The sequence below is a fragment of the Gemmatimonadaceae bacterium genome (assembly GCA_020851035.1).
GTDB lineage: Bacteria > Gemmatimonadota > Gemmatimonadetes > Gemmatimonadales > Gemmatimonadaceae > JACMLX01.
The window spans coordinates 1-26,975 of sequence record JADZDM010000006.1 but is presented as its reverse complement, the minus strand read 5'-3'; the positions used below and the strand labels follow the sequence as shown (position 1 = coordinate 26,975).

Sequence of the window (26,975 nt, the reverse complement as noted above, 5' to 3'; positions counted from 1 at the left end):
GGCCGCGCCCGCTGTTTGCACCCGCGCGATCCCTGTAGTATCCCACCCTTCGAGCATGTTCCCGCGCCACGCCGCGCGGACACTCGTCCTGCGACACGTGATCCATTGCCGAACGAACAGCCCGTCGATGACCTGACCGGACTTCCCCTGCGCGGGGCGTTCGTGGCGGCCGCCGCCGAGGCGATTGCCGCCGCGCGCGCGTCGCGCGGGGAATGCGCACTCCTCGTGATCGACGTGGACCAGTTCAAGATGGTGAACGACACCTACGGCCACCTGAAGGGTGATGCCGTGCTGGTGCTCGTCGGCGAACTGCTCCACCGCACCCTGCGCGGCGGCGACCTCGCTGCACGCTGGGGCGGCGACGAGTTCGTGGCGCTGCTCCCCGGCGCGCCGATCTCGCGCGCCCGCGATGTCGCCGAGCGCCTCGCCGCCGCCATCCGGGGGCACGGCGGTCTCTCCGAACCGGGGCTGCCGCCGCTCGCCATCTCGGTCAGCATCGGCGTGGCCTCGTTCCCGTCACACGGCAATGACCCCGAGGCGCTGTTCGCGGCCGCGGATCGCGCCATGTACCAGGTGAAGCGTCGCGGCCGTGACGGCGTGGCCGTGGCCGGCGGCGCCCACGGGGCCGCGATGATGCCCGCGCTCGACCGCTTCGTCGGCCGCAGCGAGGAGCTCCGCGGGCTGGTCCGCCTCCTCGACGACGCGTCGCGCGGCCACCCGCGCACGGTGGCCGTGCTCGGTGAGGCGGGTGTGGGCAAGACCACGCTCCTCCGACAGCTCGAGCCCGAGATCCGCCTCCGCGGCGGGTCGATGGTCGTCGGACGCGCCCTCGATGCCGTCATGGTGCAGCCGCCCTACGCCCCCTGGATCGAGGTCGTCGAGGCGCTCGAGCGGCAGAAGCTCCAGTCGGACACGCCGCGCGGCACGCCGCCGGCCTCCGCCGCCATCGAGCCGACCACCTCGATGCCGACGCCCGGCGGGACCCCGAGCGCCGCCTCACTCGCGACACTCTTCGCCGACGGCGGTGCCTCGCCGCTCGGCATGCGCATTCCCACCGCGCCGCCGCAGGACCGTGCCGTCACGACCGACGGCGTGCGCTGGCCCGAACTCTCCCGGATCGTGCCGGCCCTGGCCCAGCCGGGCCGCAACGTCGGCACCACGACCCCGCTGCCCACCGGCGGCAAGTTCGCACTCCTGGTCGAACTGGCCGCCTACATCGCCGACGCGGCCGCGCGCCGGCCGCTCGTCATCGTCCTCGATGACCTGCAGTGCGGTGACGCCGCGAGCTGGGATGCCCTCGAGCACCTCGTCACCCAGTTCAGCACCGAACCGGTGCTGCTCTGCCTGACGCTCCGCATGGAGGACATGACGCCCGAGGTCCACGAGCGGATGCGGAAGCTCGCGCACAACGGCCGCATCCATGAGCAGGCCCTCGCACGGCTCACCCGCGACGAGTTGCGGCGCTGGGTGGACACCGCGTTCTACGGACAGGAGGTGGAGCGCGAGTTCCTCGCCTACCTCTACCGCCAGACCGAGGGCAACCCGCTGCTGGTGGTGCAGACCCTGCGCACGCTGGTGGACGAAGGCGACATCTGGTGGGAGAAGGACCGCTGGCACTGGCACCCGGTCTCCGAGCTGCGCCTCCCGAATGGCGTGCTGGACCTCATGGGACGCCGTCTCGCCAAGCTCAGCGCGGCCGATCGCGACGTGCTCACGATCGCAGCCGTCGTCGGGCGCGAATTCGACCTCGGCGTGGTCCAGGACGCCGCCCGCGTGCCGGTCGAGGCCTTGCACGATGCCATCGAGAGCGGCGTGCGCGCGAGCGTCATCCAGCCCGCCCATGGCCGCGGCAGCGATCGGTACGTCTTCGTGCACACCCTGCTGATCGAGGCGCTCTGCAAGCCGCTGGATGCGCGGCGCCTGCAGCGCGCCCACGAACGCGTCGCCAACGCGCTGCGCAAGCGGAACCCGGACGCCGTGGCCGAGATCGCGATGCACTTCGATCGCGCCGACGACGCGGTGCAGGCGCACGCATTCGCCCTCGCCGCCAGCGAACGGGCGCGCCGCGTCTACGCACATGAGGACGCCGAGGAGTTCCTGCGCATCGCGGAGCGCCATGCCCCCGACCCGGCGGCAGTGGCCGCGGTGCGCGTGGCGATGGCGGAGGTCTCGGAACTGCGCGGCCACTACGTCGAGGCGGAGGAGACGTGTGCCCTGGCCCTCGACTGGTTCTCGGCCCGCGCCGACCAGCGCCAGACCCTGCGCCTGCGGCGCATGCGCGAGCGCCTCCGCGCCCTCCTCGGTGAACCCGCCCGCCAGACGCTGCAGGCTTGCGAGGCGCTGGTCCACGACGCGGCCGACCTCGGCGCCGATGACGAGCGCGTGGCACTGCTCGGCATGCTCGCCGCCACGCACCTCCGGCTCGGCGATCGCGCCGCCGCGGTCCATGCGGCCAAGGACGCGGTCTCGCTGGCCGGCAACCTGGGCGACGACGCGCTGCTGGCCGAGGCGCTGGTGCGGCTCGGGATCGCGCTGGACGGCGACGACGCGGGCGAGGCGGAGCACAGCTACCGCCGCGCCCTGGCCCTCTACGAGCACCTGCAGGATCCGCGCGGACAGGCCCGCTGCTGGGACCGGATCGGTGTGGTGGCGGCGCAACGGGGTATGTGGGCCGAGGCCCGCACGTCACTGCGCCGCGCGATCGACCTCGGGCGCACGGCCGGCACCCCGGATGAGTGGGGGCTCGCGGCGCTCGACCTCGGCGTCGTGGCACGCCGCACCGGTGACCTCGAGCAGGCGCGCGAGCTGTTCGGCGACGCCCTCGCCCTCTTCGCCGCCGTCCAGAACAGCGAGCGGCAGCTTCTCGCGCTCTACCATCTGGCACACCTCGACCGCGAGCGCGGCGACCTCACGGCGGCGGCCGACCTGTACGACGTCGCCGCCTCCCTCGCCGAGCGCGTCGGTCAGCACGACGTGGAGGTGGGTGCCGTCGCGGGCGCCGGGCTCTGTCGCCTGCGCCTCGGCGATCGCACGCGTGCACAGCAGAGCCTCGCCAGGGCCGAGTCGCTCGTGGCAGGCCGCGATGGCTGGTTTCCCGGCCGCGAGCTGCAGGATGCGCTGTCGGTCGAGCTGCTCGCCGCCATCGGCGACGCGTCTGCCGTGGAGGCGCGTCTCACCGAGGGGTGGCAGCGCGCACGGGTCGCCGACGCGTGGGCCGCGAACTGGCTGCTCAGCGAAGTCACCGCCACCGTCAATCGCGTGGCGCCGGCACTGCTCGCGCGCCTGCGTGACGGCGATGCGGGGGCCGGCGCGGAACTGCCGCGCGGCGCGATGGACGCGATGAAAATGCGCGAATGAACACGACCCACGCTGCGCCGTGCGTGCAGTGTGGGTCGGTCGTGTGTGCAGCGGCAGTCGATGCGCGTGCGTCGCGCCCGCGCGATCAGGCGCGCAGCATGTACCCCGTGCCGCGCACCGTGTGCAGCAGCTGCGGGCCGTCGGAGCCGTCGATCTTCTTGCGCAGGTAGTTGATGTACACGTCCACGATGTTCGTCGACGGGTCGAACTCCGTCTTCCACACGTGCTCCGCGATCTGCTCGCGCGTCACCGCGCGGCCGGCATGCCGCATGAGGTACTCGAGCAGCGCGTATTCCTTCTGCGTGAGCGAGATCGGCAGGCCGTCGCGGCTCACTTCGCGGGACACCGTGTCGAGCTGCAGCGTGCCGACGCGGAGGAGCAGTTCCTCGTCCCGCAGGGTGGACCGTCGCAGCAGTGCGCGCACCCGTGCCACGAGCTCGTCCACGTCGAATGGCTTGACGAGGTAGTCGTCGGCACCGGCATCGAGGCCGGCCACGCGGTCTCCGATCGTCACGCGTGCCGTCAGCATCAGGACGGGGGCGCGGAAGCCCCGCTCGCGGAGTTCACGCGCCACGTCGAGCCCGTTCGCCTTCGGCAGGCCGATATCGAGGATCAGGAGATCCGGTGCCTGGTCGATCGCAAGCGCGAGACCGGATTCGCCGTCCTGGGCCGTGAGGACGTCGTATCCACTTTCGGTGAGCGTGCGCGAGACTACCTCCAGTACCTCAGCCCGATCCTCAACCACCAGGATCGTCGCGCGTGCCCTCTCGTCTCGCAGAGTCATGTCTCACAAACTAGAGCTCAACCCGGGTCGGGCAAGTCGAACGGACCGTGATGAAACGTCACTAATGATCGATCGTCCCCTCACGTTGGCGGGAGGGAGCGTCGGGCCGGGGCGCTGGGCTGGTGACCCGGCCGGGTCGGAGCCAGTATCTGAGATGGTATGACGCTTGCTGCCGTCATTCCGGATGGGAACAGGGCGTGGCGTGCGCCCTGCACCGGCGGTGACCCGGACGGGTCCTGCCCGGCCCCTCCGGCAGCGGAATCCGCCGCACCGGGTCCGTGCGCACCACGGGGAGGGAGTCGATGATCGATGTGTTCGTCAGGTTGGCCGCAGCACCGGCAGCAGCCGGTGTCGTGGCCGAGTCGGTCCGCTGGGCCGCCGGGGCAGACCCGGCCTCCTCGCGGCATCAGGTCGTCACGCTCTACGGTGACCCCACCGTCGCGCATCTCGCGTGGGCGGTGGCAGCTGCGAACCGGGGTCAGGCTGATTCCGTGTGGTCCATCGCGGAGGACGGGAGTGCGACGGCAGCGGAGCTCTCCCTCGCCACCGGCGTGCTGCGGGACGATGCGGCGGTGCTGCTTGGCAGCAACGGGCCACAACTCCGGACGGCGATCGCGCACCTGCTCAGCGTTCGCGGCCAGGAGGAACACAGCGCCGCGATCCGCGTGCCGCTCAAGGTGAGCGTCTGCGACGGAGTGGACGGCGATCTCATGCTGGCCAACCTCCGCGAGGCGGAAGGTGACGTGGACACCGAACAGCTGGAGGACGAGATCGCAGCCTGACTCGTCCGCGAGGGATGTGCTCCGGAAGCAGGAACCGGAGGTGCGACGGGGCCGGACAGCATGTGCTGCCGGCCCCGTCGCTGGTCTCATGCCGGCGGAAACGGATGTTTCCAGTCGGTCACTGGGCCTTCGCCGTCTCCCGCTGCGCCATCTTCACGGCTTCGTACGCGTTGATGATCCCGCCCGAGGCCGACAGCGACGCGAACGGCACCCGCACCGTCCTGCTCCCCGGCCGCAGCACCTGCTGGTCCGGGTACCGCGTGACCGTCGCCATCAGGATCCGCTTCACGTCGGCGGCCGTCAGCGTCGGGAACTGCGACATCAGCAGGGCGGCCACGCCGCTCACCACCGGTGCGGCCAGGCTCGTCCCGTCCTCGCGCGCGTACTCGTTGCCCGGGGCTGCCGAGAAGATCGACACGCCGGGCGCGAAGAGATCCACCGACTTCTGGCCGTAGTTGCTGAAGTCCGCCGCCAGCCGTTCACCGGAGCGCCAGCTGGACGCGCCGACGTCGATCCAGGTTGCCGCCCGCGCGCTGCCGGCGGCGTAGGTCGCGCTCGGGAAGGTCGGCGTGGCATCCACGTCGGTGCTCTCGTTGCCCGACGCGTGCACCAGCAGCACCCCCTTCGAGACGGCGTACTCCACCGCGCTGTCCACCTGCGCCTTGCCCGGCGAGTAGGGCTTGCCGAACGACATGTTGATGATCTGCGCCCCCGCATCCACCGCGTAGCGGATCCCGTTCGCGACATCCTTGTCGTACTCGTCGCCGTTCGGCACCACCCGCACCGGCAGCAGGCGGATGCCGGGGGCGATGCCGACGAACCCGCTGTCGCCGCGCACCGCACCGATCACGCTCGCCACGGCGGTGCCGTGTGATGCGTCGGGGCCGGTCACGTTCGCGTTGCCGTAGCGGCGGCCCATCGCGGGCGTGTCGCCGATGACCTTGCGCCCGTCGAACGCGAGGTTGAAACCGATTTCCAGCCGCTGCTGCACCTGCTTCCGGACCGCCCGCGACACGGACGGCGTGAGCCCGTTGCCGGCGTACATCCGCAGCCGGTCGAGCGCCGAGCGGCCGCTGCCGTCCTTCGGGATCATCTTCGCGAGCTTGGCGTCGGTGATGGCCGACTTGGCGACCCCGTTCTGCTGCGCGACCACGGTGAGCAGCGAGTCGTACTCCGTGAGGACGGGACGCAGCTGCTCCCACTGCGCGGCCGCCTCGGCGCGATCGCTGCGATACTGCGACTCGAGCTCCGGGCACGGCGTGGGCACCGGGCTCCGGCCGGCATTGGCGCGGCAGGTCGCCACCAGGCGGGTGACCTCCAGGCGGTCGTCGTCGATGTCGCCGGTGGCACCGCCGATGAAGTTCCAGCCCCGTGCGTCGTCGGCGTAGCCGTTGCCGTCATCGTCACGGCCATTGGCCGGCGTCTCGCGGCTGTTGAGCACCAGCGCATCGCGCAGCGACGTGTGCGACGTATCCACGCCGCCGTCGATCACGGCGACCGTGATCACGCGCTTCGGTGCGGCATTGCCGAGCAACTCCGTCAGCGCGCGCCGGGCACCCACGCCGGCCACGCCGTCGGTCGCCGGATCGAGCAGGTGCCAGTCGGCCGGCGCGGCGCGGAGTGCGGCGCGTGGCGGGGCGGCGGGCGCCGGGGTGGCGGGGGCCGGCACCGGGGCGGGCGCCGCTGCCACCGGCGGGGTCGGCGCGGGTGCCGGAGCTGTGGCCGGACGCTGTGGCGCGCAGGCGGCGAGGAAGAGCGCGCTGTACCCCAGCGCGGCACGACGACGAGTGGGCATGCTGCCTCTCAGACCTTGTGGAAGCCGATGCGGGCCGCCTCGCGGCGATCCTCCGCAGTGTAGATCTCGAAGTCACTGAAGAACGCCGGCGCTTCCGCCTGCATCAGGCGCAGTGCCGCCACCGCCATGCGACGGATCTCGAGTTCCGCCGCCTCGCTCGACCGCAGCTCGAGCATCGTGCGCCACGCCCGCGCGTTGGCCGTCACGACGATCTTCGTCTCGGTGGAATTCGGGAGTACACCGCGCGCCGCCTCACGGGCCATCTTGCGGCGGTGCACCTTGTCGGCCACCCAGCCGTAGCGCTGCATGAGCTCGTCCACCAGGTGCACGTACGCGGCCTGCGCCGACTCGATCTGCGTGCGCCAGGCCGCCATCAGTGCATCGTCGCCCACCATGGCCGGCGGCACCACGAAGGCGGCCTCGCTCTCGTCCACGTACCGCTGGCTCAGCTGCGAGTAGGCGAAGCCGGCGCGATGGCGCACGAGTTCGTGGGTCAGCGAGCGACTCACCCCCTCCAGCAGGATGCCGTACGTGGCATGTTCGAGCACGCTGCCGTGCCCCTGCTTCTTGATGTTCTCGAGGTAGTCGCGCGTCTCGCGGCCGGCCGGGTTGCGCTGGCTCATGTAGCAGAGGCGGCCGGCGAATTCGGCCAGCCGCTCACCGTCGGTGGCCTCCCCGAGCCACGCGACACCCAGGTGCTCCGGCTCGAGGAACTGGGGGCGCGACAGGAGCGTCAGGCGGGGTGCGGTGAAGAACTCAGGCACGGTCGGCGAAGGCTGGTGTGGGGGCTGTCGGTGATCAGAGGCCTCCAAACCTACCCACCCTGCGCCCGTCGTTGTGTCCTCCGTTCCCGCCTGGCGGAGCCCCCTCGCGACCGGCGCAGCCGGCCCGCACGAGACTCAGCCCGCAGTGAGCGGCCGGTCCAGCAGGTCGAGCCGGAACGCGCCGTAGGCGCGATCCGCCGCCACCGTCTCCAGCGCCCGCGTCGCCCGTGGCGACAACGCGGCGAGCTCCGGGTCGTACTTGATCTGGCCCAGCGGCACCTGGCCCGGGAGGGCGACCTTCACCCCGGGATTCAGGATCCCGCGCGGGTCGAAGCACCGCTTCACGAGGTCGAACAGCACCATCGCATCGTTGGCCCACACCCGCGGCAGCAGGGGCGTCCGCAGCCGGCCATCGCCATGTTCGCCGGCGAGGGTACCGCCAAGCACGGCGGTGAGTGTCACGACCTCGTCCAGCGCCGCCTCGACACGTGCACGCCAGCCCGGCTTCGAGGTGTCGACCAGGGGGTTCACGTGCACGTTGGCATCACCGGCGTGGCCGAAGATCACGCCCGGGAAGCCGTGGTGCTCGAGGATGCCGCGCACGCCGCGGACGTACTCCGGCAGGGCGAGCGGCGGGACGGCAGTGTCCTCGATGAACTGCATCGAGGCACCGAGATGCGTCATCGTGCTCAGGATCGGGCTGGCGGCATGGCGCACGTGCCAGAGCGCCTCGATCGCGGCGGGGGTGCTCGCCTGCGTGAGCCCTTCGGCGCCCAGGGCAGTGAAGGCGGCCGTGATGGCGGCCGCGAGCTGCTCCGCCTCCGCCTGTGACGGCGCCTCGGCATCCAGCAGCAGCAGCGCCTCCAGGTGCGGGTCGATCGCGACCGGCGCGTGCCCCTGTCGCACCACGTCGAGGAAGGTCCGGTCGAGCAGTTCGCAGGTGGCGGCGCCGAGGGCGGTGGCGCGGCCGGCGGCATCCACTGCCGCCTCGAGCGACGGGAAGCCGGCGCAGAGGGCCACGCGGCCCGCGGGCAGCGGTGCCAGCTGCAGCTCGATGCCCACGATCAGCGCCAGCGTGCCCTCACTCCCGACGAACAGGTCCACCAGGTCGCCGCTCTTCGCGAAGTCCACCAGCGCGTACCCCGACGACTGCTTGCGCACGCCCGCCTGCCGGATGCGCGCGATCGGCTCGGCCATGGCGGTGGTGAAGATCGTGCTCATCGCCTGCGTCGAGAACCGCCGGATCGCGGCCACGGTGCGGGCCTGTGTCGGGAGCTCGGCGCCGCGGCGGATGGTGGCGCGTGCGCCGTCGTCGAAGACGCAGTCGAGGGCCGTGACCCAGTGGCGCATGGCGCCGTGCTTCAGCGAGTGGGGACCGGCCGCGTTGGTGGCGACCATGCCGGCGATCGTCGCCCAGGGGCCGCTCGAGGGGTCCACCGGGAACCAGAGGCCGGCCGCATTCGCCGCGGCGTTGACGTCGTCGCGCACCGCGCCCGGGCCCACCCAGAGGCGCTTCGTCTCCGGATCAATGGGTCCGATGGTTGCCAGCCGGGTGGTGTCCACCACCACGCCGTCGCCGATCGCGGCGCCCGCCATCGACGACCCCGCACCGCGCGGGACCAGCGGGGTGTGCGTGGCCTGGGCCCATGCGGCCAGCGTCACGACATCGGCTTCGTCCGCCGGCACCGCCACGGCGCGGGGCAGGATGCGTGCGATGCCGGCCGCCTCCGAGTACACGCCGCGTGCGTCGTCATCGTCGCGGAAGGTGCCGCGGAAACCCTGTGGTGTCATCACGCCGATAGATGCACCACCTGCCGACACTTGTGTAGAGGGGCGGACCGTCTTTGCGTGGCGTCGGGCGCTGCGTGCAACCATATATTGACTGTGCTCTCACACGAGTTTCGGGAACTGGCAGGCGCCGGTGATCCCCCTGCCGAACCGCCAGCCTTCTCGATGCGCCCCGTTCCCCGCGAGGTGGAGCGCTGGTGCCGCGACATCCTGCCCCGCGTCTCCCGCACGTTCGCGCTCAGCGTGCGTGTGCTGCCGGGCGAGCTGGGCCGCGCCGTGCTGGCCGCCTACCTGCTCTGCCGGATCGCGGACACGATCGAGGACGCGCCACAACGCGATGCCCTGGTCAAGGCGGCGACGCTCGATCGTTTCCTGCACGGCTTTGACGATCCAGCGTCCGCCGCGGCACTCGCCGCCGACCTGGCCTCCTGGCCGGGCGACGCCGCCCACGTCGAGCTCAGCGGCGGGACCGACCGCGTCTTCGCCCTCTTCGGCGCCCTGCCCGTGGGGACGCAGCGGCATGTCCACCGCTGGGTCGCCGAGATGACCCGGGGCATGCGCAAGTTCGTCCTGCTCTACCCGGACGGCATCCGGATCCAGACCATCGAGGAGTACAAGGAGTACTGCTACTACGTGGCCGGCACCGTGGGGTACATGCTCACCGACCTCTGGCACGAGCATTCCCACGCCGTGAGCGAGACGGTCTACCGCCGGCTCCGCGAGAAGAGCCGGCAATTCGGCGAGGCGCTGCAGACGGTCAACATCCTCAAGGACGTCGCCGCCGACGCCGAGCACGAGAACTCGATCTACATCCCCGAACATGCCCTGCGCGCGCACGGCAGCGGGCACGCCACCATCCTCTCGCCCGCCCACTCGCACGCCAACCACGCGGCGCTCACCGACCTGGTGAAGCTGGCCTGGGCCGACCTCGAGGATGCCGTGCGCTACCTGCTCATGGTGCCGCGTCGCGCCTGGAGCATCCGCACCTTCTGCGTCTGGCCGCTGCTGTTCGCCTTCGCCACGCTGCGCGACCTCACGCAGACCCGCGCCATGCTGCAGCACGGCGGCGTGGTGAAGATCACGCGCCGGGAAGTGAAGTCGCTGCTCGTCCTCGCTCCCATCCTCGTCGGCAGCAATCGTGCCGTGCGCTGGCTGGTGGAACGCGTCAAGCTCCGGGCGTTCGTGCTGGCTGGCACCTGACAGGGACAGCAACGGCAACAGCAACGGCAACAGCAACGACAACAGCAACCGCACGACGCAAAGTCGCGAAGGACGCGAAGAACAGCAGCACTACCCGGCTGGCGATCTCCGGGCTGCACGAGTACCGGACACACTGAGGGGAACTGCAGGAGCCACCGCAGTTGCCCTCAAGTACGATGCGCATGGCGCATGGCGCATGGCGCATGCGTGCGACACCTCGCGAAACGATCGCTGTGCGTTCGTGGCGTCCTTTGCGCCTGTGCGTCAGGGCAGTTGCAGGTGACGGAGCCGGTCAGCGCAGGCGGCGTGAGTCCTGCATCGCCTTGGCCACGTCGCGCACGCCCTGCGCCACCGCGGTGATGGTCTCGGACAGCAGCGGTGTGGCTCCGCCGGCCAGTGCGCCGCGGGGCAGGGCGCCGTGCTCGAGGCGGTCGAGGATCTGCTCGAGGGCAAGCTGCGCACGCTCCGCCTGCTTCCGGTGTGCCTTCAGCATCGTCCACCCCCCGATGCCCATGCCCACGCCGGGGAGCGTGCCAAGGGCGATGAACAGCGGCAGCATCGTCAGCGGTGCGAGCACGGCGCCGATGATCACCGGCACCGTGCCGATCGCGATGCCACCGATCGCGAGGCCGATGCCCCCCGCCTTGTGCTGGCTGCGCACATGGCTGATGTCGGCGTCGAGACGCACCGCCGTGCGACCGTCACCGATCGGGCTCACCGTTGCCGCGACCTCGGTGGCGCGCATCAGCGAGGCGGCCGCCTGGTTGCCGCGCAGGTTGCGATCCAGCTCGGCGAACATGCCATGCCGCTTCTCCCAGGTGCGCCGGTTGTCGTAGCGGCGCTTCGGGATCAGGCGGTATTCCGCGCGCAGCCATTCGTCGAGGGCCGCGAGCACCACCTCGGGGGCGTGCGGCACGGCGCGCGTGGCGCTCACCGCGGCGGGCCCCATCACCCGCGCCTCGAACCCCGTCTCCTCCGCGAGCATGACGCGCGTGCGCTCCTCGGCCAGCGCCTGCTTGATCGTCGAGGCGGACAGCCCGACTTCCTTCGCGATCTCGAGGAGCTGCGCCTCGCTCATGCCATCGGGTGCGTCCGAACCCTGGTTCGCGAGCTCAGCGGCGCGCGCCAGCACCCGCTCCATCGCGGCGCGATCGAGCAGTGGCTGGACCGATGACGGGGCAGCGACGGTAACCTCTGAACGGTCGTCAGGCACGGTACGGATTGCGGCGGTGGGAATTGGTGCTCCAGTCCGGCGTTCTACCTTCATGCCGACGCCATCGGCTGCGGCCACTGCTCACAGAACGGAAATCCCGACCCCGGGGATTCACGACAGCGACTCGATCACGACGGCGATGCCCTGGCCACCACCGATGCAGGCGGAGCCAAGGGCGTATTTCTTGCCAAGCAGTCGCAGGGCATGTGTGACGTGCGCGGCGATGCGCGCGCCACTCGCACCGAGGGGATGTCCGATCGCGATGGCTCCACCGTGCAGGTTGAACTTGTCCAATGGAATGCCCAACTCCTTCTGCACGGCGAGCGCCTGCGTCGCAAAGGCTTCGTTGACCTCGACCAGGTCCATCTGGTCCAGCGTCAGGCCGGCACGCCCCAGCGCCATGCGGGCGGCCGAGACGGGGCCGATCCCCATGATGCGTGGCTCCACGCCGCTCACGCCCCAGCTCACCAGTCGCGCCAGCGGGCGCAGGCCGCGCTCGCGCGCCCAGTCCGCCCTCGCGATGACGAGCGCCCCGGCACCGTCGTTCAACCCGCTGGCGTTTCCGGCGGTGACGACACCGTCGGGGCGGAACACCGGCTTCAGCTTCGTCAGTGACTCGAACGTGCTCTCCGGACGCGCATGCTCGTCGCGCGCGAACGGCACCACTTGCCGTGTCTTGCGGTCGACCACCGGGACGGGCACGATCTCGTCCCGGATCAGGCCGTTCGCCCACGCATCGCGGGTCAGGTGCTGCGAGCGCAGCGCAAACTCGTCGGCGGCAGCGCGCCCGAGATGATAGGCCGCCTCGAGGTTCTCCGCCGTGATGCCCATCGGCGTCTGGCACCAGGAATCCGTCAGCCCGTCGAACAGCAGGTCCTCGAGCTTTGGCGAGGCGCCGTACGGCAGTCCCCAGCGCAACCCGCGGGCCGCGTGGGGCACGGTGGACATGCTCTCGCCGCCACCGACCAGGCAGACATCGGCATCGCCGGTGATCAGTTCGTGCGCCCCGGAGATGATCGCCTGGAACCCCGAGCCGCAGAGACGGTTCACCGTCAGTGCCGGGACCTCGATCGGACATCCCGCCTTGAGTGCGACGTGCCGCGCGAAATAGACCGTGTCGGTGGTGCTCTGGATGACGTTGCCGAAGATGGAGTGGCCGATGTCGGCCGGCTGCACGCCGGCACGTTCCATCGCTGCCGTCGCCGCCGCCACCGTCAGGTCGACTGCCGACAGGTCACGCAGGGTGCCCCCGAAGGTGCCGAACGGGGTGCGCACGGCGGAAAGGATCACGACGTCGGTGGCAGTGCCTTGCGTGCCCATGCGGTGTGCCGGGTGTCAGGTCTGGAAGGAAGCCCGCCGGCGCTGGGAAGTGCCGGCGGGGCGGTACGTCGCCTCGCAGCGATTCCGGTGGACGGTCGCTCCGGATCGGTGCGTACGTTCAATCCGGATGATACCCAGGACGCCAGCCTCGGTGCCTGGCAACGGGAGTGCGCATGACCGCCGCTGGAGGCATCGGCCAGTCGCTGGACCCCACGTTCCTGACGGCGCTCGCGTCGGTGCCGCCCGAGGCGTGGACGGCCTGGTTCGCCGATCGCGTGGCGCTGGGCAGCGACGGCACGCCACTCCATCGCACGCTGCAGGCCGCGTTTGCGCTCCCGGGTGGTGCAGGGCATGCGGCACTCTGCGTGTTCGAGGCGCCGGTCTCCTTCACGGGCGGCGACGGCACCCTGGCGCAGGCAGCGTTGCGCCGCTGGCCTGGCCCGGCGCCGGAGGGGGCTCGCGTGCTGCACGAGGAGCGCGATGCCGCCGGCTCCGTCCTCTGGACGCTGGCGTCGGCATGGGCGGATCCTGACCTCCGCACCTGGCTTCGCGAAGCGCTCTCGGCAGGGGCTGTGCTGCGCGCCGACGGCTGGGAGTGGGTGGCCACGCCGGAACGCTCTGCAGTCAGCCGCTCGGTCACGCAGGCCTCCCGCCAGCTCGCCGGCCGGCGACATGACGTGGTGCTGTTCGAGCCGGCAGGAGTGGCCATCCTCTACAGACGGCTGACCCGGGGCGGACAGGCGGAGCTGGACCTGCTGCGCCATCTGGAACGCGTGCCGGTGGCACAGGTGGCTCCGGCACTACTCGGAAGCGCCATCTTGAGGTCGCCGTCAGGACAGCGTAGCGCCAGTGCCGCGTTGGAAACGCTCGCCGACGGAACCGCAACCGTCCGATCCGTCGTCGTCGGCCGGCTCCGGCGTGCCCTCGACGGTGACCCGTCACTCCAGGCGTCTGCCCTCGACGACGTCCGCGCCGTCGGTGTCGCGACCCGCGAGCTCCACGCCGGACTCGGTCGACCCTTCGCCGAAGGCGTGCTCGTCGGCGCCGAACCCGCCGGCGCGGCCGACGTCGATGCCTGGGTCGCGCGCACCTGGACCGCCCTCGATCAGGCCACCACCCTCTGCGCCGACGGCGCCGTCGACAGCAAGGACCGGCTGCTCCAGGCAGCCCTCCCGCTGCTGCCGGCCCGGCTGCAGCAGTTCGCTGCCGCGGCCGAGAGTGCCCCGGGCATCATCCAGCGCATCCACGGATCCCTCACGCTCGACGCCGTCCTCATCACGCCGCCCCGCCACCTCACCGTCGTCGAATTCGACGGCGATCCCGGCCTCCCCGACGAGGAACGCCTCGCCCCGCAGTCCCCCTGGCGCGATGTCGCGCGCGTCCTCGTCTCGATCGCCGAATCGGCCGCGGAGGCCGCGAGGCTGGCCGGCGGCGACGACAAGGCGCTCGAGATCGCCTGGCTCTGGGAACGCGAGGCCCGCAAGGCATACCTCGAGGGCTACGGCTCCGGCGGCGGGGCATTGCACGCGCTGCTCGCCATCTTCGAGATGGAGTTCGCCGCCCGCCTGCTCCGCGATGCCGCGGATGGTGACGTGGATGGTCCCCGCGTCGCCTCGCACACCCTCCAGCGCCTGAGCCGGACCATCGCCTGAGCACCGATCGTCGCCGTCGCATGGGTCCGCCAGGGGCGAAGCCGGGTATCATCGGCTCGTGAGCCCAACACTCCGAACGGTCCTCGTCACCGGCGCCTCCGGCTTCCTCGGCAGCCACACCTGCCGGACCCTGGCCGCGCAGGGCATCGCCGTGCGTGCGCACGGCCGGCAGCGGAGCCGGATGCCCTCGGCCCCCGGCATCACGCCGTGCCTGGGCGATCTGCGTGACCTGCCCACCCTGACCGCCGCCGCCGCCGGGTGCGACGCCATCGTGCACGCGGCGGCGCTCTCCGCCCCCTGGGGACCGCGAGCCGAGTTCCATGCGACCAACGTCATCGGCACCGAGCATGTCATCGCCGCCGCCCGTGCCGCCGGCGTCCGTCGCCTGGTCCACATCTCGTCCCCCGCCGTGCTCTTCGATGGACGGGACCAGCACGACCTCAGCGACTCGGCGCCGTATCCGCGCCACTTCAGCAGCCGCTACGCCGAGACCAAGCAGCAGGCCGAGCTGCGCGTGCGGGCGACGCCGGGTGACCTCGAGTGCATCATCCTGCGCCCGAAGGCGATCTACGGGGAAGGGGATCGCTCGCTGGTGCCGCGGCTCCTGCGCGCCGCCAGCGCGGGGCGCCTGCCGCAGGTGGGTGACGGTCGCAATCGCGTCGACGTGACGCACGTGGACGATGTCGTGCAGGCCGTGGAGTGCGCGCTGCACACCCGGCAGGGCATCGGCGAGACCTTCCTCATCACCGGTGGTGAGCACGTGCTGCTCTGGTCCCTGATCCGCGAACTGCTGACCGGCGCCGGCCTGCCGTACCCGTCGCGCATCCTCTCCGTGCGCACCGCGCTGGCCGCTGCGGCCGCGATGGAGGTCGTCGCGGCGGTCACGCGCCGTGAGCCGCTCCTCACCCGCTACTCCGCCCTCATCCTGGCACGCACCCAGACCTGCGACATCGGTCGCGCGCGGGCGCTGCTCGGGTACATGCCACGCGTGAGTTCCACCGACGGCGTCGCGCGCACCATCGACGCGCTGCGCACCCGGTGGCTGGCCATATGATCGGGCGATGAGCACCACGGTGCGGGTTCGTGCCTTCGACACGGGCTACTGCGTTGCGCGCGCCGGCCTGATCGCGCGCGGGACGGGGTGGCACGAGGCGCGCTGTCACGCGCCGGCCTTCCTCATCGAGCATCCGGGCCACGGTCCGCTGTTGTTCGACACGGGGTACGCGCCACGCCTGCTGGATGCCTTCCGCACCTGGCCCGCCCGCATCTATGCACTGGCCACACCCACCACCATCGGCATGCCGCTGGTGGCGCAGCTGGCCGGGGCAGGCGTCGCCGCGCACGAGGTGCGGACCGTGATCGTGTCGCACCTGCATGCCGACCATGTTGCCGGCCTCCTCGACTTCGCCGCCGCTCGGTTCGTGGTCAGCGGTGCCGCGCTGGCGCTGCAGCGGCGGGCGCGTGGTGTCGACGCGGTGCGTCGTGGCATCGTCCAGCAGCTCTTTCCCGCCGACTTCGACCGCCGCGCCACCGTGATCGACGCCTTCGCCGGCGAGGCACTGCCGGCGCTCGGCGCCACCCACGACCTCCTCGGCGACGGCAGCGTTCGCCTTGTGCCACTGCCGGGGCACGCACGCGGCCAGCTTGGCGCCATGCTCCGCACCGACACCGGCGACGTGCTGCTCTGCGCTGATGGTGCCTGGTCCACGCGTGCCTATCGCGAGCTGCGACCACCACACCCGATCACGCGCCTGATGCAGGACGACTTGACGGAACTGGTCGCGACACTCGATGCGCTGCGCCGCTTTGCGGCGGCCCGTCCCGCGTGCACCATCCTGCCGACCCATTGTCCCGACACCCTGCGCTGGGCCGCCGGCTCGTGACGCGCCTCGACGTGATCGGGGCGTATCTCGGCGCCCGATGGCGCGCCGCGACGCTGCACGGCGACCGGCTGCGCGCCTGGCAGGATGCGCGCGCCGCCGCGCTGGTCACACACGTCCGCGCCAACAGCCCGTTCCACGCCGCACACTGGGGCACGCGGCCCGCGTCACAGTGGCGTGAGTTCCCACTGGTGGACAAGCGCCTGATGATGGAGTCGTTCGACGGCTTCACGACCACCGGCATCCCGCGCGACGAGGCGATGCGCGTGGCACTCGATGCCGAGGCACGCGGTGACTATTCCGCCACCGTGCGTGGCTGCACGGTGGGCCTGTCCAGCGGCACGTCGGGGCACCGCGGCCTGTTCGTCGTCAGCCCGGCCGAGCAGACGCGGTGGGCCGGAACCATCCTCGCCCGTGCGATCCCGGACCTGCGTCCCGGCCATCGCGTGGCCTTCTTCCTGCGCGCGAACAGCCGGCTCTACGAGCGCACGTCGAGTGTGGTGCAGTTCCGGTTCTTCGACCTGATGCAGCCGCTGGACGGTGTGGTCGCCGCGCTGAACGAGTTCCGCCCGCAGCTCATCGTGGGACCGCCGTCGCTGCTCGGCCTGCTCGCCGATGCGCGGCGGCGGAACGCGTTGCGCGCGACACCCGCGCGCCTCGTCTCGGTGGCCGAGGTGATCGAGCCGCAGGATCGCGCGTCGATCGCCGCCGCGTTCCAGGCCCCCGTCGGCGAAGTGTACCAGTGCACCGAGGGGCTGGTGGCCGTGAGCTGCCGGCATGACGTGCTTCATGTGCAGGAGGACGTGATGGTGGTGCAGTGTGAACCGCTCGCCCCGACGGAGCCGGAACGGGTGGCGCCGATCCTGACCGATCTCTGGCGCCGCACGCAGCCGATCGTCCGCTACCGGCTTGGCGATGTCCTGCACCTCTCCGCCGAGCGGTGCGCCTGCGGGTCTGCGTGGCAGCGGATCGCCGCGATCGAGGGGCGGCAGGATGACCTCTGCTGGTTCCCGCAGCGTGACGAGACGTTGCGCGTGGTGTTCCCGGATGCCATCCGGCGCATGGTGCTGCTCGCCGACGACCGGATCACGGAGTATCGCGCCGTGCAGGACGCACCGGGGGCGCTGCGGGTGGAGGTCGAGGTGCGCGCCGGCACCCCGCTCGCCCCGGTCGCACGCGCGGTCGAGGCATCAGTGACCGCGGTGCTCCGGGGATACGGGTGTCATGCCGGCGCCGTGACGGTGGTGCACGGAGTGCAGCCGCCGGCAGCGGGCGCCAAGCGTCGACGTGTCACCTGCACCTGGCGTGCGGCGACGCCCGGGGTGGCGGCGTGACGTCCGCGCCGACCACCACCGCACTGCCGGTGCGCATCACCGGCATCGGCTGCTACCTGCCGTCGCGCATCGTCACGAATGCGGAGCTCGAGTCGCAGCTCGGACTCGAGCCGGGCTGGATCTTCGATCGCACCGGGGTGCGCGAGCGGCGGCGCTGCACCGGCGAGAGCGCTGCCATGATGGCGGCGGCCGCGGCACGTGATGCGCTGGTGATGGCCGGCCTCGACGCCCGCGACCTGACCGCGATCATCGGCGCATCGAGCACGCCGCAGCAGGCGATCCCCTGCACGGCGGTGTTCGTCCAGCGCGAACTGGGCGCGCCGGAGGGTGCGACGGCCTGCTTCGACGTGAACGCCACCTGCCTCAGCTTCCTCGCCGCACTCGATGTCGCAGCCCGCCTCGTCTGCGGCGGGGCGCATCGACATGTGCTCGTGTTCAGCAGCGAGAACGCTGGCCGCAGCCTGAACCCCGATGAGCCGGAAAGCGCGGTGCTGTTCGGCGATGCGGCGGCGGCCGTGGTGGTGTCCCCGGCGTCCGGCACTGGCAGCGCGCTGCACGGTGTGCACCTCCGCACCTGGCACAGTGGCGCGGAGCTGAGCCAGATCCGCGGCGGCGGCACGCTGCATCACCCCAACGATCCCGCCACTACCCGCGGTGACAACCTCTTCGCGATGCGCGGCCCGTCCCTCTTCCGCAAGGCGGCGCCGCTGCTGCTGCCGTTCATCGACGGTGTCTGCGACGGCGCCGGCTGGACACGCTCCGACATCGCCGCAGTGGTGCCGCACCAGGCCAGCCGCCATGGCATCGAGCTGGGATGGAAGCGGCTCGGCTTCCGCGAGGAGCAGGTGATCACCAACCTCGCCACACGCGGCAACTGCATCGCCGCATCGATTCCGCTGGCGTTCGCCGAGTCCATTGCCGCCGGCCGGATCGTGCGGGGGGATCGGGTGCTCCTCTTCGGCCTTGCCGCCGGCCTGTCACTCGGCGGCTGCGCCATCACGTACTGACGTCGCGCCACGCGCGGTGCACCGCGCACCCCCGGACTACGGTGCCTGCGGCCCGGACGACGGCTGCGGGAGCGCGCTCACGTCACGACCGCAGGTGACGCAGTAGTGCCAGCCCGGCTCGACCTCACTGCTGCAGGCCGGGCACTGTGCCACCACCACGTTCATGCCGCAGTGTGGACAGAACGAGATCGCACGACCCGTCGGCAACGGGTTGGTGCAGTACGGGCAGGGGCCACCGCGATCGGTGGTCGCCTTCGGTGGCTTGGGAGTCATTCGCGGGCCGGGAGGGTCGAGATGATGCGCTCGAGCGCCAGGACCTCGAGGGTCGCCGGGCGGTCTGGCCAGGTGTCACGCCAGCAGACCACCACGTCACATGACGATGGGTTCCGGCCGGCGTCGCGGAACTGTCGGCTCTCGAGCTCGAAGTCGATCCGGACCCGCGCCCAGCGACCCGGTGCGAGCTGGCGCTTCGCCTCGCAGCGCGGGAAGCCACTGGTCATCGCCTCCACGTGGAAGCCGAGCTCGCGCGCGATCATGCCGAAGAGGAAGATCACGCCGCCTGCGTCCACCGGGGCGTGCCGCACGCCGCGGAAGTCGATCGGGTCGCCGTAGACCGACGGCATCGTCAACGGGGTGATGCGCGAGACCGTCTGCGCGCTCGCGATCGTCACGCCGTGCACGGCCTGGAGTGCGGTCACGGGGGCGGGCTCGGCGATCAGTTGCCGGAGCCCCGCGAGTGATGGCAGCGCAGGCGCGGTCACGGGCTCAGTCACAGGCTCGGTCACGACGACCGCTGCGGGCGTCGCCACCGCGGCGGCCGCAGGGAGTGTTTCCGCGCCGTCGGCCTGCGCACTGTCCGCCTCGGCGGCCACCACGCCGCGCTCAGCGCTGCCGTCGGCCAGGTCAGGCGCTGGCGGCGCGGTGCCCGCCGCGGCATCCGTGGCCCCGTCCGCCGATGTCACGACCTCCACGGCCGGCAGCGCGGCCGAACCCAGGTCGCTCTCGGGCACCGGCACGTACTCCCCGCGATCGATGGCGCCTCCGAACGCCACCGCGTCCGAGACCATGTCGCGCAGCGAGTCCTGGTCGGCCTCCGTCACCGCAATGAGCGGGAGTGGCGTCTCGGCACGTGGTGAGGACGGGGCGGGATCTGCCACCACGGGCATGCGGATCGCGCCCATCCGCACCTGCACCGACTGGAGCCGGCGCAGCAGCGCCGTGTCGGGATCCGGCGACGCCAGCTCCTTCCGGATGGCGGCCACGGTATCAGGGTCGCACTCGAGCATCGGGCGCTCGCCGCCGAGCAGTTCGAGCACGGCATGCTCGTAGTCCTGCAGGGTGTCCACGCCCAGCTCATGCCGGTAGGTCCGATACGGCACGAAGGCCTGCACGATGTCGGCAATCGTGAACGGGGCGCGAAGCTGGTCGGGGCCGCCGGCAGAGAGCGTGCGGACCAGTCGGTCGAAGATGCGGTCGAGGACGGCGGGATCGACGTTCATCTCAGCAGAATAGGGGGGCGTCACGTGACGGGAAGGGGCCGCGCCGGCACGAACGCCGACGCCGTGGGAAACAGGGCGGGTGGTCCGCTGCGGCGGACGGCCAGCGGATTGGTCTCCATCCAGGCGGAGAACCCGGAGTCGACCAGGCCGTCGGAGAGGGTCTGGTTCGCAGCGGCGGTGGTCGCAAGGTGGTTGGCCCACTCGTTCTGCACGTGGCCGGCATGCCCCTTCACCCACCGCCACTCCACCTCATGACCACCGGCGGTCACCGATTGCAACGCCGCATGCCAGAGCGCGAGGTTCTCCACCGGCTTGCCGTCGGCCTTCCGCCACTGCTTTCGCGACCAGCCATGCACCCAGCTCGTCATGCCGTCGACGAGGTAGCGCGAGTCGGTCGTGAACACCACGCTCAGCCGCTCGCCCTTCGCCGACAGGTGTGTGAAGGCCTGGATCACGCTCTGGAGCGCCATCCGGTTGTTCGTCGTGTCTGGCTCGCTGATCCAGAAGTCCCGGAAGACGAGATCGCCGTTCCGGAGCTGGTACTCGACCAGCCCCCCGGCGCCGCCCGGCGTGGCGCCCGCCTTGCCGTTGCCGAGGCAGCTCTCGTCCGCATACACGGCCACCAGCGGGTAGCGTGCACTCACCGCACCACCTCGAGCCGTTCGATGGTGTCGATCGGGATCAGCAGCGGCAGCCCGCTCGAGGGGTTCTGCGTCACCAGCAGCTCGCGCCCCTGCGTGGTCTGGATCTTCTCCGGGATCACCACCAGTTCGGCGCCGTTGACGCGGAGCGCCACACGCGCACGGTCCACGATCGCCCGTTCGAGCTTGTCATACTGTGCAGCAGTCACCGGCAGGTCCGTGGCAGCAAGGGTCAGGAACACCAATCGAGGGCGAACGCCGTCAGCACGGCCGTCGCCGCGTCGATCTCCGGCAGCGGCACGTATTCGGTGGCGGCATGTGCCAGCGCAATATCGCCGGGCCCGAAGCAGACCGCCGGGATGCCGGCATCGTTGAGCAGTGCGGCGTCGGTCCACGCGCTGAGCCCCTCCACGGGCGGCACGCTGCCGCGCACCGCGGCGTGCGCGGCAGACAGGCGGGTCACCAGCGGCGCATCCACCGCCACGTCACTCGGGCCCTGTGCGGTGTCCACCCGCACGGTCGCCCGGAACGCCGGATCCGCGCTGCGCAGGGAGGCGAGCAGCCCCTCCACCTCGTGCAGCACCGACGCAGTGGTCTCGCCGGGCACGGTGCGGCGTTCCACCCGCAGCACGCAGCGCTCTGGATACGTGCTCCAGCCCACCCCCCCGGCGATCGTCGACGCATGCAGTGACGCCCGGCCGAGCAGTGGATGCGTGCGCGTGGGGAGCACCACCTGCTGGAACCGCTCCAGCGCGCCGAGCAGCTGCGCGGCATGCTGGATCGCATCCACGCCGAGGTCGTAGCGGCTGCCGTGGGCGGCGCGGCCGGTGAGCGTGAACTCGAGCCAGACGAACCCGCGGTGCGCGGGACAGATCGCCAGTCGCGTCGGCTCCGTCACCACGGCCACGTCGGCGCGGGTGCCCCGCTCCAGCATCGCTCGTGTTCCCAGCGACTCGAACTCCTCGTCGATCACCGCCGCCACGACGATCTCGCCGCGGATCCCGCGTTGTGCGGCCTGCCACGCGGCCACGCTCATCGCCGCCACTCCCGCCTTCATGTCGCAGGATCCGCGGCCGTAGAGGTGGTCACCGCGGATCTCGGGAGTGAACGGCGCGTGATCCATGCCGTCCACGCCGACGACGTCCAGGTGCCCGTTGAACATGAGCACCGGCGCGCCCGCCGCCGCGGCGCCAATGCGCGCCAGGAGGTTCGCACGACCGTCTCGCACCTCCTGCCACTCGAGCCGGAACCCCCATCCGCCCAGCACCTCCGCCAGCACGTGCGCACACCCCGACTCCCCCGGCGCGCCCGGCACCAGCGTGGGATTCCGCGAATCGATCCGCACCAACGTCTCGGTGAGCGCGCGGACATCGCCCGGTCGGATCGGCATCAGGACTGGACCTCGGGCGTGTGAATCGTGACGCCGGTGCGCGCCACCCGCACCGGCAGCAGCGTGGCCTGCGCCGCGAGCGCGTCCCGCACCGCGTCCACGCGATCGGCCCGGGCGATCACGAGCACACACCCGCCCCCCGATGCACCGAGCGCCTTGGTGCCGAGCGCCCCGGCCTCGGCAACCGCCGAGACGATCCGGTCGATGCGCGGCGTGGTGATGGTGTCGTGCAAGGCGCGCTGTGCGGTCCATTGGTCCGCCAGCAGCACGCCAAGCCGGTCGATGTCGCCGCGCCGGAGCGCGTCGGCGAGCAGCGGGGCCAGCCGCTTCATCGCCGCCAGCGACGCACAGGTCCGCTCCTCCCCCGCGCGATAGGCGTCCAGCACTGCGGAGATGGTGCGCGCGGACATGCGCGACTCACCGGTGAACGCGACGAGGGCGCGCGCCTCGAACGCGGCGATGGCGGTCTCGCCCAACGGCAACGTTTCCACGTCCGTGGTCGCGCCACAGGTGAGCAGCAGCGCCCCGCCGAACGCGGCTGCGAAGTGATCCTGACAACCCCCGGGCACGCCCAGCGTCTCGGTCTCGGTGCGCCGGCTCAACTCGGCGAGCTCATGCAACGAGAGGGTGGCGTGCCGCCACGCGGCCAGTGCCGCCGCGAGCGCCACGCCGGCAGACGACGAACCGCCGAGCCCGGACCCCACGGGAATGTCGGACCGCAGGCTGATGCCGACGTCAGGGCACCCGGCACGTTCCCATGCGGCGCGCACGAGCGGTTCGTCCGGCGCGGTCGCCCCCCCGGCCGGGCGTGTGGTGACCGTCGCGGTCGCGCGCATCTCGATGGCGACGTTGCAGACCGCGCCACCCTGCTCCGTCGTGTACGGCGCGACGTCCGTCCACCCGCCGGCCAGGTCGACACGCGCCGGCGCGCTGGCGACAATGGCAGGGCGCGTCACGTCGGGTGGGAGAGATGGGGCGGCATGGCGCTCGGAGCCGGGGCAATGGGGGCGGGAGGGCGCAGGCGTCGCCACGCAGCAGCCCCAGCGACCCGATGGCGGCCCCGGACGACACTGCCCGTCGCGCTCGAGGCACGACGGGCAGTGGACACCAGGCGCGGCGATGGTCGCCGCACGATGGCACGGCTCACTTCTTCTTCGCGGGCGCCTTGGCCGGAGTCTTGGCGGCGGCCTTGGCGGGTGCCTTTGCCGGTGCCTTCGCTGCGACCTTTGCTGCGACCTTTGCTGCAGGAACCGCCTTGGCCGCGGGCGTCTTGGGAGCCGATGCGGACTTCGCGGCGGGAGCCGCAGCAGCCTTGGCCGGGGCTGCAGTCTTGGCGGCTGGGGTCTTCGCGGCAGTCTTCGCGGCCGGAGCTGCCTCAGCCTTGGCCGGGGCGGCTGGCTTGGCGGCGGGTGCCTTGGCGCCCTTGGCGATCGAGGTCTGGGCCAGCGGGATGACGGTCGGCTCCGGGATCGGAGTCGGCGGGGCGACCTTGACCGGGGCGGGCGCCGGCGACGAGATCGTCGGTGGTCCGGCAGTGGGTCGGCCGGCGTTCATGACCGGTGTCACGGGCAAGGCGAGCGACTCGGCCAGGCTGGCCAATGGCTGCACCTTCGCCGCAGTGGGCTTCCCCGGCGGCGTCTTCCCCGGCGGCGGTTCGACGGGCTTGCGCTTCGAAGCGTACTCGGCCACTTCGTCCAGCAACCCCTGCGCGTCCTCGGTGGACATCAGGGCTCGCCGACGGAAGTAGTCCACGACGTCACGTGTGCTCTCGAGGCTCAGCTCGGTGTCGGCGATGGCGGCACGAACGATGTTCCGGAGCGCATTCGCCATCTTGCTGCCGGCCTCGAACTGGATTTCGTTCGCGCGCGCGGTCATTTCAGCGACGGTGTCGCGAATGTCCGTGCCGCGATGACCGGGGCTGCGCTTCACGGGCGCCGGGGCCGGCGCCGCAACCTCCGCGGGAGCAACGGGCACGTCGGGAGTCATGGGTTCCATACAGATTGATGGGCGCCGTCGTGTCGGACTCGAGGTCCCGGAACGGCGCGTCGGATAAAGCGAATCGCCACGTCAGCGCCTGGATGCGCGACGCGGCTGAATGACAACAGACAGATAATAGTCCGTCAGGCAGAAAACGCAATACACGAACACCCTACACCGGCACGCGTAGCATGCACATCGATCGCGGAAATAGCACCTTCAACACGTCATTAACGTGACATCATCGCCGCTTTCAGGCATCAATGTGCTCGATATGAGCCGGGTTCTCGCCGGTCCGCTCTGCAGCATGATCCTCGGGGACCTCGGCGCGAACGTCATCAAGGTGGAGCGCCCGGGTGTTGGCGACGACACGCGCGGGTGGGGACCACCCTTCGACGCGCGTGGCGAATCGGCCTACTTCATGAGCATCAACCGGAACAAGCGCTCGCTGGCAGCGGACCTGGACCGCGACGAGGACCGTGCCCTCCTCCTGCGCCTCATCGCGGAGGCCGATGTCGTGATCGAGAACTTCCTCCCTGGCGCATTGACGCGTAAAGGGCTTGATGCTGACCGGTTACTGTCCGAGAATCCAAGGCTGATATGGTGTTCCATACGCGGATATGATGGCGATCACGCCCGGCCCGGGTATGACTTCGCCGTGCAGGCAGAGGCCGGGTGGATGAGCGTCACGGGTGATCCCGGCGGTGCGCCGATGAAGACAGCCGTGGCGTTGGTGGACGTGCTCACGGGCAAGGACGCCGCGATCGCGGTGTTGGCGGCGCTCGTGGGTGGCCGCGGTGGTCCGCCTCGCACGCGCCGCCTCACGCTCACCCTCACGGGCTCCGCCGCCGCCGCGCTCGTGAACGTGGCGCAGAACACGCTCGTGTCGGGGCAGGAGGCGGGGCGCTGGGGGAACGCCCACGCCAACCTCGTTCCGTACCAGCTCTTCCAGGCCGCCGATCGCCCCCTCGTGATCGCCGTCGGCAGCGATGCCCAGTGGGAGGCGTTGTGCGCACTGCTGGGTGATCCGGCGATCACGCACGAGGCTGCGTGGCTGCGGAACGCCGGTCGGGTCCGTGACCGGGACCGGTGCGTCGCGGCCCTGCAGGCCATCCTGCTGCAGCGAACCGCGGCAGACTGGGTGCGTGACTGTCGCGCGGCCGGCGTGCCGGTGGGTCTTGTGCGGACCGTGTCCGAGGCGCTCGAGGGGATGCATGCGTCGCCGCTCACCGGGGTGCCGTCGAGTGTCGGTGGCACCGTGCGGCGTGTGCCGCCGCGGCTCGGGGAGCACACGGCGGAAGTCCGGACGCACGGATGGCGTGCGATTGAAGCGAACTGAGCCATTAAAGGGCAGGATGTCCGCGGAGAGTGTCGGCAGCACCTCAGGCGTTTGTGACCGATGCCGGGATGCGTCGTCTGCACAGTGCCATGGGAACACTCGTCATGCCACGCCGAACGTTGTCGAGGGAGTCGCACGGTAGTTATCGTGCGCTCGTGCAAACACCACCTCAAGCAGTTCCGGCTGACATTGCCGAGCAGGCGGACATCGATGCCCGCTCCATCGCCCGCGTGCTGTCGGGCGACCGGGAGGCCTTCGCGGTCCTCGTGACGAAGTACAGCGATCCGCTGTACCGACATGCATTGAACATGACGGGCAGTCCTGATGTCGCCGAGGACATCATGCAGGCCTCGTTCATCAAGGCGTTCTCGCACCTCGGTGAGGTGCGTGGGCGGTTCGATGCGTGGATCTTCCGGATCGTGGCCAATGGGTGCAAGGACTGGTTGAAGAACATCCGGCGCACGCATGTGAGTTACGAAGAGGACGATCAGCCGTCTCACCTGACGACGCCTGACGAGGAGCTCGATCGCAGTGAGCTCCGCGTCGACCTCGACTGGGCCCTGGGCCAGCTCTCTCCTTCGCTGCGGGAGGCCTTCATCATGAAGCATGTGGAAGGCCGGTCGTACGAGGAGATGGCCGAAATGCTCGACTCTACCGTCGGCGCGCTCAAGATGCGTGTGCATCGTGCACGCGAAGCGCTGCAGGCTCTTCTCGAGGAGAAGTACGCATGAACATGGACATGACACCGAACCCGGACGGCGTGCGCGGCGATCGCGAGATCTCGCAGCCCTCGGCGGCAAAGCCCCTGGGTGATCGTCCACTGACGGATCGTGAGGTGCCCCTTCGCAACGACGGCGCGATGGCGGCCCTGAATGCCTGGCTGGATGGCGAGGCGCCGGCCCCGCGCCTGGCGAACAACCAGCTGACCCCCGAGGCCGAGCTTTGGTCGCGGATCAGCCGCGAGGCGTCGTCGCGGAAGGACGTGCGCACGCCGGCGCACGTGGCGGCGCAGATCATGAACGCCCTCCCGCCGGCCGGCGCCCAGCGCCTGGTGGCGGCACCGGCGGTGCACACGGCGTCCACCCCGGTGGCGCGTGAGGTGGCACCGGTGGCGAACGCCGGCGTCACGATGCAGCCCGTCACGCTCGGACTCCTCGCGCTGGTGTTCCTGGCGCTTGGCGCGGTCATCGCACGGATGCTCTGACGCACGCTCGTCCGGCATGGACGGCGTGCGATGAAACACGGCGGGGCGG

At 71.1% G+C, this 26,975-nt stretch carries 24 protein-coding genes; 11 read left to right on the top strand and 13 right to left on the bottom strand.

What is annotated here, in order from left to right:
* The first annotated feature begins 105 nt into the window (after window positions 1-105).
* Window positions 106-3,357 (top strand): diguanylate cyclase, encoded by a 3,252-nt coding sequence (locus IT355_06420; protein ID MCC7052885.1) that lies wholly within the window; start codon window positions 106-108, stop codon window positions 3,355-3,357.
* A gap of 85 nt (window positions 3,358-3,442) precedes the next feature.
* Here the strand turns inward: IT355_06420 and IT355_06415 are convergent, their stop codons facing one another.
* Window positions 3,443-4,141 (bottom strand): response regulator transcription factor, encoded by a 699-nt coding sequence (locus IT355_06415; GenBank protein MCC7052884.1) that lies wholly within the window; start codon window positions 4,139-4,141, stop codon window positions 3,443-3,445.
* Window positions 4,142-4,443: 302 nt separating this feature from the next.
* On the opposite strand from IT355_06415, the gene IT355_06410 reads away from it, so the two are divergent.
* Entirely contained in the window at window positions 4,444-4,923 is a 480-nt protein-coding gene (locus IT355_06410; protein MCC7052883.1) for a hypothetical protein, read from the top strand.
* A 118-nt stretch (window positions 4,924-5,041) separates the two neighbouring features.
* Here the strand turns inward: IT355_06410 and IT355_06405 are convergent, their stop codons facing one another.
* From IT355_06405 to IT355_06395, 3 genes are all read right to left on the bottom strand, one after another.
* Window positions 5,042-6,718: a S8 family serine peptidase gene (locus IT355_06405; protein MCC7052882.1), complete on the bottom strand. Its 1,677-nt coding sequence runs from the start codon at window positions 6,716-6,718 to the stop codon at window positions 5,042-5,044.
* An 8-nt stretch (window positions 6,719-6,726) separates the two neighbouring features.
* Window positions 6,727-7,482 carry an FAD-dependent thymidylate synthase gene (gene thyX, locus IT355_06400; GenBank protein MCC7052881.1) on the bottom strand — a complete coding sequence of 252 codons (756 nt, stop codon included), beginning with the start codon at window positions 7,480-7,482 and terminating at the stop codon, window positions 6,727-6,729.
* Window positions 7,483-7,617: 135 nt separating this feature from the next.
* Window positions 7,618-9,273, bottom strand: coding sequence for an FAD-binding oxidoreductase (locus IT355_06395; GenBank protein MCC7052880.1), 1,656 nt, complete (start codon window positions 9,271-9,273; stop codon window positions 7,618-7,620).
* 162 nt (window positions 9,274-9,435) lie between these two features.
* Between IT355_06395 and IT355_06390 the strand changes: the two genes are divergently transcribed.
* A complete protein-coding gene (locus IT355_06390; GenBank protein ID MCC7052879.1) occupies window positions 9,436-10,470 on the top strand; it encodes a phytoene/squalene synthase family protein in 1,035 nt (344 codons plus the stop codon).
* A gap of 292 nt (window positions 10,471-10,762) precedes the next feature.
* Here IT355_06390 and IT355_06385 read toward each other — a convergent pair whose 3' ends face one another.
* Window positions 10,763-11,683: a hypothetical protein gene (locus tag IT355_06385; protein MCC7052878.1), complete on the bottom strand. Its 921-nt coding sequence runs from the start codon at window positions 11,681-11,683 to the stop codon at window positions 10,763-10,765.
* 111 nt (window positions 11,684-11,794) lie between these two features.
* Window positions 11,795-12,973: a thiolase family protein gene (locus IT355_06380; GenBank protein MCC7052877.1), complete on the bottom strand. Its 1,179-nt coding sequence runs from the start codon at window positions 12,971-12,973 to the stop codon at window positions 11,795-11,797.
* 203 nt (window positions 12,974-13,176) lie between these two features.
* Between IT355_06380 and IT355_06375 the strand changes: the two genes are divergently transcribed.
* Genes IT355_06375 through IT355_06355 form a run of 5 tightly spaced genes read left to right on the top strand, consistent with a single transcriptional unit; the run spans window position 13,177 to window position 18,876 of the window.
* Window positions 13,177-14,655 carry a hypothetical protein gene (locus IT355_06375; protein MCC7052876.1) on the top strand — a complete coding sequence of 493 codons (1,479 nt, stop codon included), beginning with the start codon at window positions 13,177-13,179 and terminating at the stop codon, window positions 14,653-14,655.
* Window positions 14,656-14,713: 58 nt separating this feature from the next.
* A complete protein-coding gene (locus IT355_06370) occupies window positions 14,714-15,709 on the top strand; it encodes an NAD-dependent epimerase/dehydratase family protein (GenBank protein MCC7052875.1) in 996 nt (331 codons plus the stop codon).
* A 7-nt stretch (window positions 15,710-15,716) separates the two neighbouring features.
* Complete coding sequence (locus IT355_06365; protein MCC7052874.1) at window positions 15,717-16,538, top strand: MBL fold metallo-hydrolase; 822 nt, start codon at window positions 15,717-15,719, stop codon at window positions 16,536-16,538.
* Window positions 16,502-17,869, top strand: a complete 1,368-nt coding sequence (locus IT355_06360; protein ID MCC7052873.1) for a hypothetical protein — start codon at window positions 16,502-16,504, stop codon at window positions 17,867-17,869. The genes IT355_06365 and IT355_06360 overlap by 37 nt, the downstream gene beginning before the upstream one ends.
* Window positions 17,866-18,876 (top strand): beta-ketoacyl-ACP synthase 3, encoded by a 1,011-nt coding sequence (locus IT355_06355; GenBank protein MCC7052872.1) that lies wholly within the window; start codon window positions 17,866-17,868, stop codon window positions 18,874-18,876. The genes IT355_06360 and IT355_06355 overlap by 4 nt, the downstream gene beginning before the upstream one ends.
* Before the next feature lie 36 nt (window positions 18,877-18,912).
* Here IT355_06355 and IT355_06350 read toward each other — a convergent pair whose 3' ends face one another.
* The 7 genes from IT355_06350 to IT355_06320 form a co-directional block, all read right to left on the bottom strand.
* A complete protein-coding gene (locus IT355_06350; protein MCC7052871.1) occupies window positions 18,913-19,149 on the bottom strand; it encodes a zinc ribbon domain-containing protein in 237 nt (78 codons plus the stop codon).
* Complete coding sequence (locus IT355_06345; protein ID MCC7052870.1) at window positions 19,146-20,375, bottom strand: hypothetical protein; 1,230 nt, start codon at window positions 20,373-20,375, stop codon at window positions 19,146-19,148. The genes IT355_06350 and IT355_06345 overlap by 4 nt, the downstream gene beginning before the upstream one ends.
* Window positions 20,376-20,395: 20 nt before the next feature.
* Window positions 20,396-21,019: a ribonuclease HI gene (locus IT355_06340; protein ID MCC7052869.1), complete on the bottom strand. Its 624-nt coding sequence runs from the start codon at window positions 21,017-21,019 to the stop codon at window positions 20,396-20,398.
* Window positions 21,016-21,225 carry a hypothetical protein gene (locus tag IT355_06335; protein MCC7052868.1) on the bottom strand — a complete coding sequence of 70 codons (210 nt, stop codon included), beginning with the start codon at window positions 21,223-21,225 and terminating at the stop codon, window positions 21,016-21,018. The genes IT355_06340 and IT355_06335 overlap by 4 nt, the downstream gene beginning before the upstream one ends.
* A gap of 23 nt (window positions 21,226-21,248) precedes the next feature.
* Window positions 21,249-22,406, bottom strand: coding sequence for an ArgE/DapE family deacylase (locus IT355_06330; protein ID MCC7052867.1), 1,158 nt, complete (start codon window positions 22,404-22,406; stop codon window positions 21,249-21,251).
* The gene (locus IT355_06325; GenBank protein MCC7052866.1) at window positions 22,406-23,362 is read right to left on the bottom strand and encodes a hypothetical protein; all 957 of its coding nucleotides are present in this window, start codon (window positions 23,360-23,362) and stop codon (window positions 22,406-22,408) included. The genes IT355_06330 and IT355_06325 overlap by 1 nt, the downstream gene beginning before the upstream one ends.
* Window positions 23,363-23,549: 187 nt before the next feature.
* A complete protein-coding gene (locus IT355_06320) occupies window positions 23,550-24,392 on the bottom strand; it encodes a hypothetical protein (GenBank protein MCC7052865.1) in 843 nt (280 codons plus the stop codon).
* Window positions 24,393-24,657: 265 nt separating this feature from the next.
* On the opposite strand from IT355_06320, the gene IT355_06315 reads away from it, so the two are divergent.
* The 3 genes from IT355_06315 to IT355_06305 are packed head-to-tail and all read left to right on the top strand — an operon-like array spanning window position 24,658 to window position 26,926.
* Window positions 24,658-25,722, top strand: coding sequence for a CoA transferase (locus IT355_06315; protein MCC7052864.1), 1,065 nt, complete (start codon window positions 24,658-24,660; stop codon window positions 25,720-25,722).
* Window positions 25,723-25,751: 29 nt separating this feature from the next.
* Window positions 25,752-26,453, top strand: coding sequence for a sigma-70 family RNA polymerase sigma factor (locus tag IT355_06310; protein ID MCC7052863.1), 702 nt, complete (start codon window positions 25,752-25,754; stop codon window positions 26,451-26,453).
* Complete coding sequence (locus IT355_06305) at window positions 26,450-26,926, top strand: hypothetical protein (protein ID MCC7052862.1); 477 nt, start codon at window positions 26,450-26,452, stop codon at window positions 26,924-26,926. Before IT355_06310 ends, IT355_06305 begins: the two co-directional genes overlap by 4 nt.
* The last annotated feature ends 49 nt before the right edge of the window (window positions 26,927-26,975 follow it).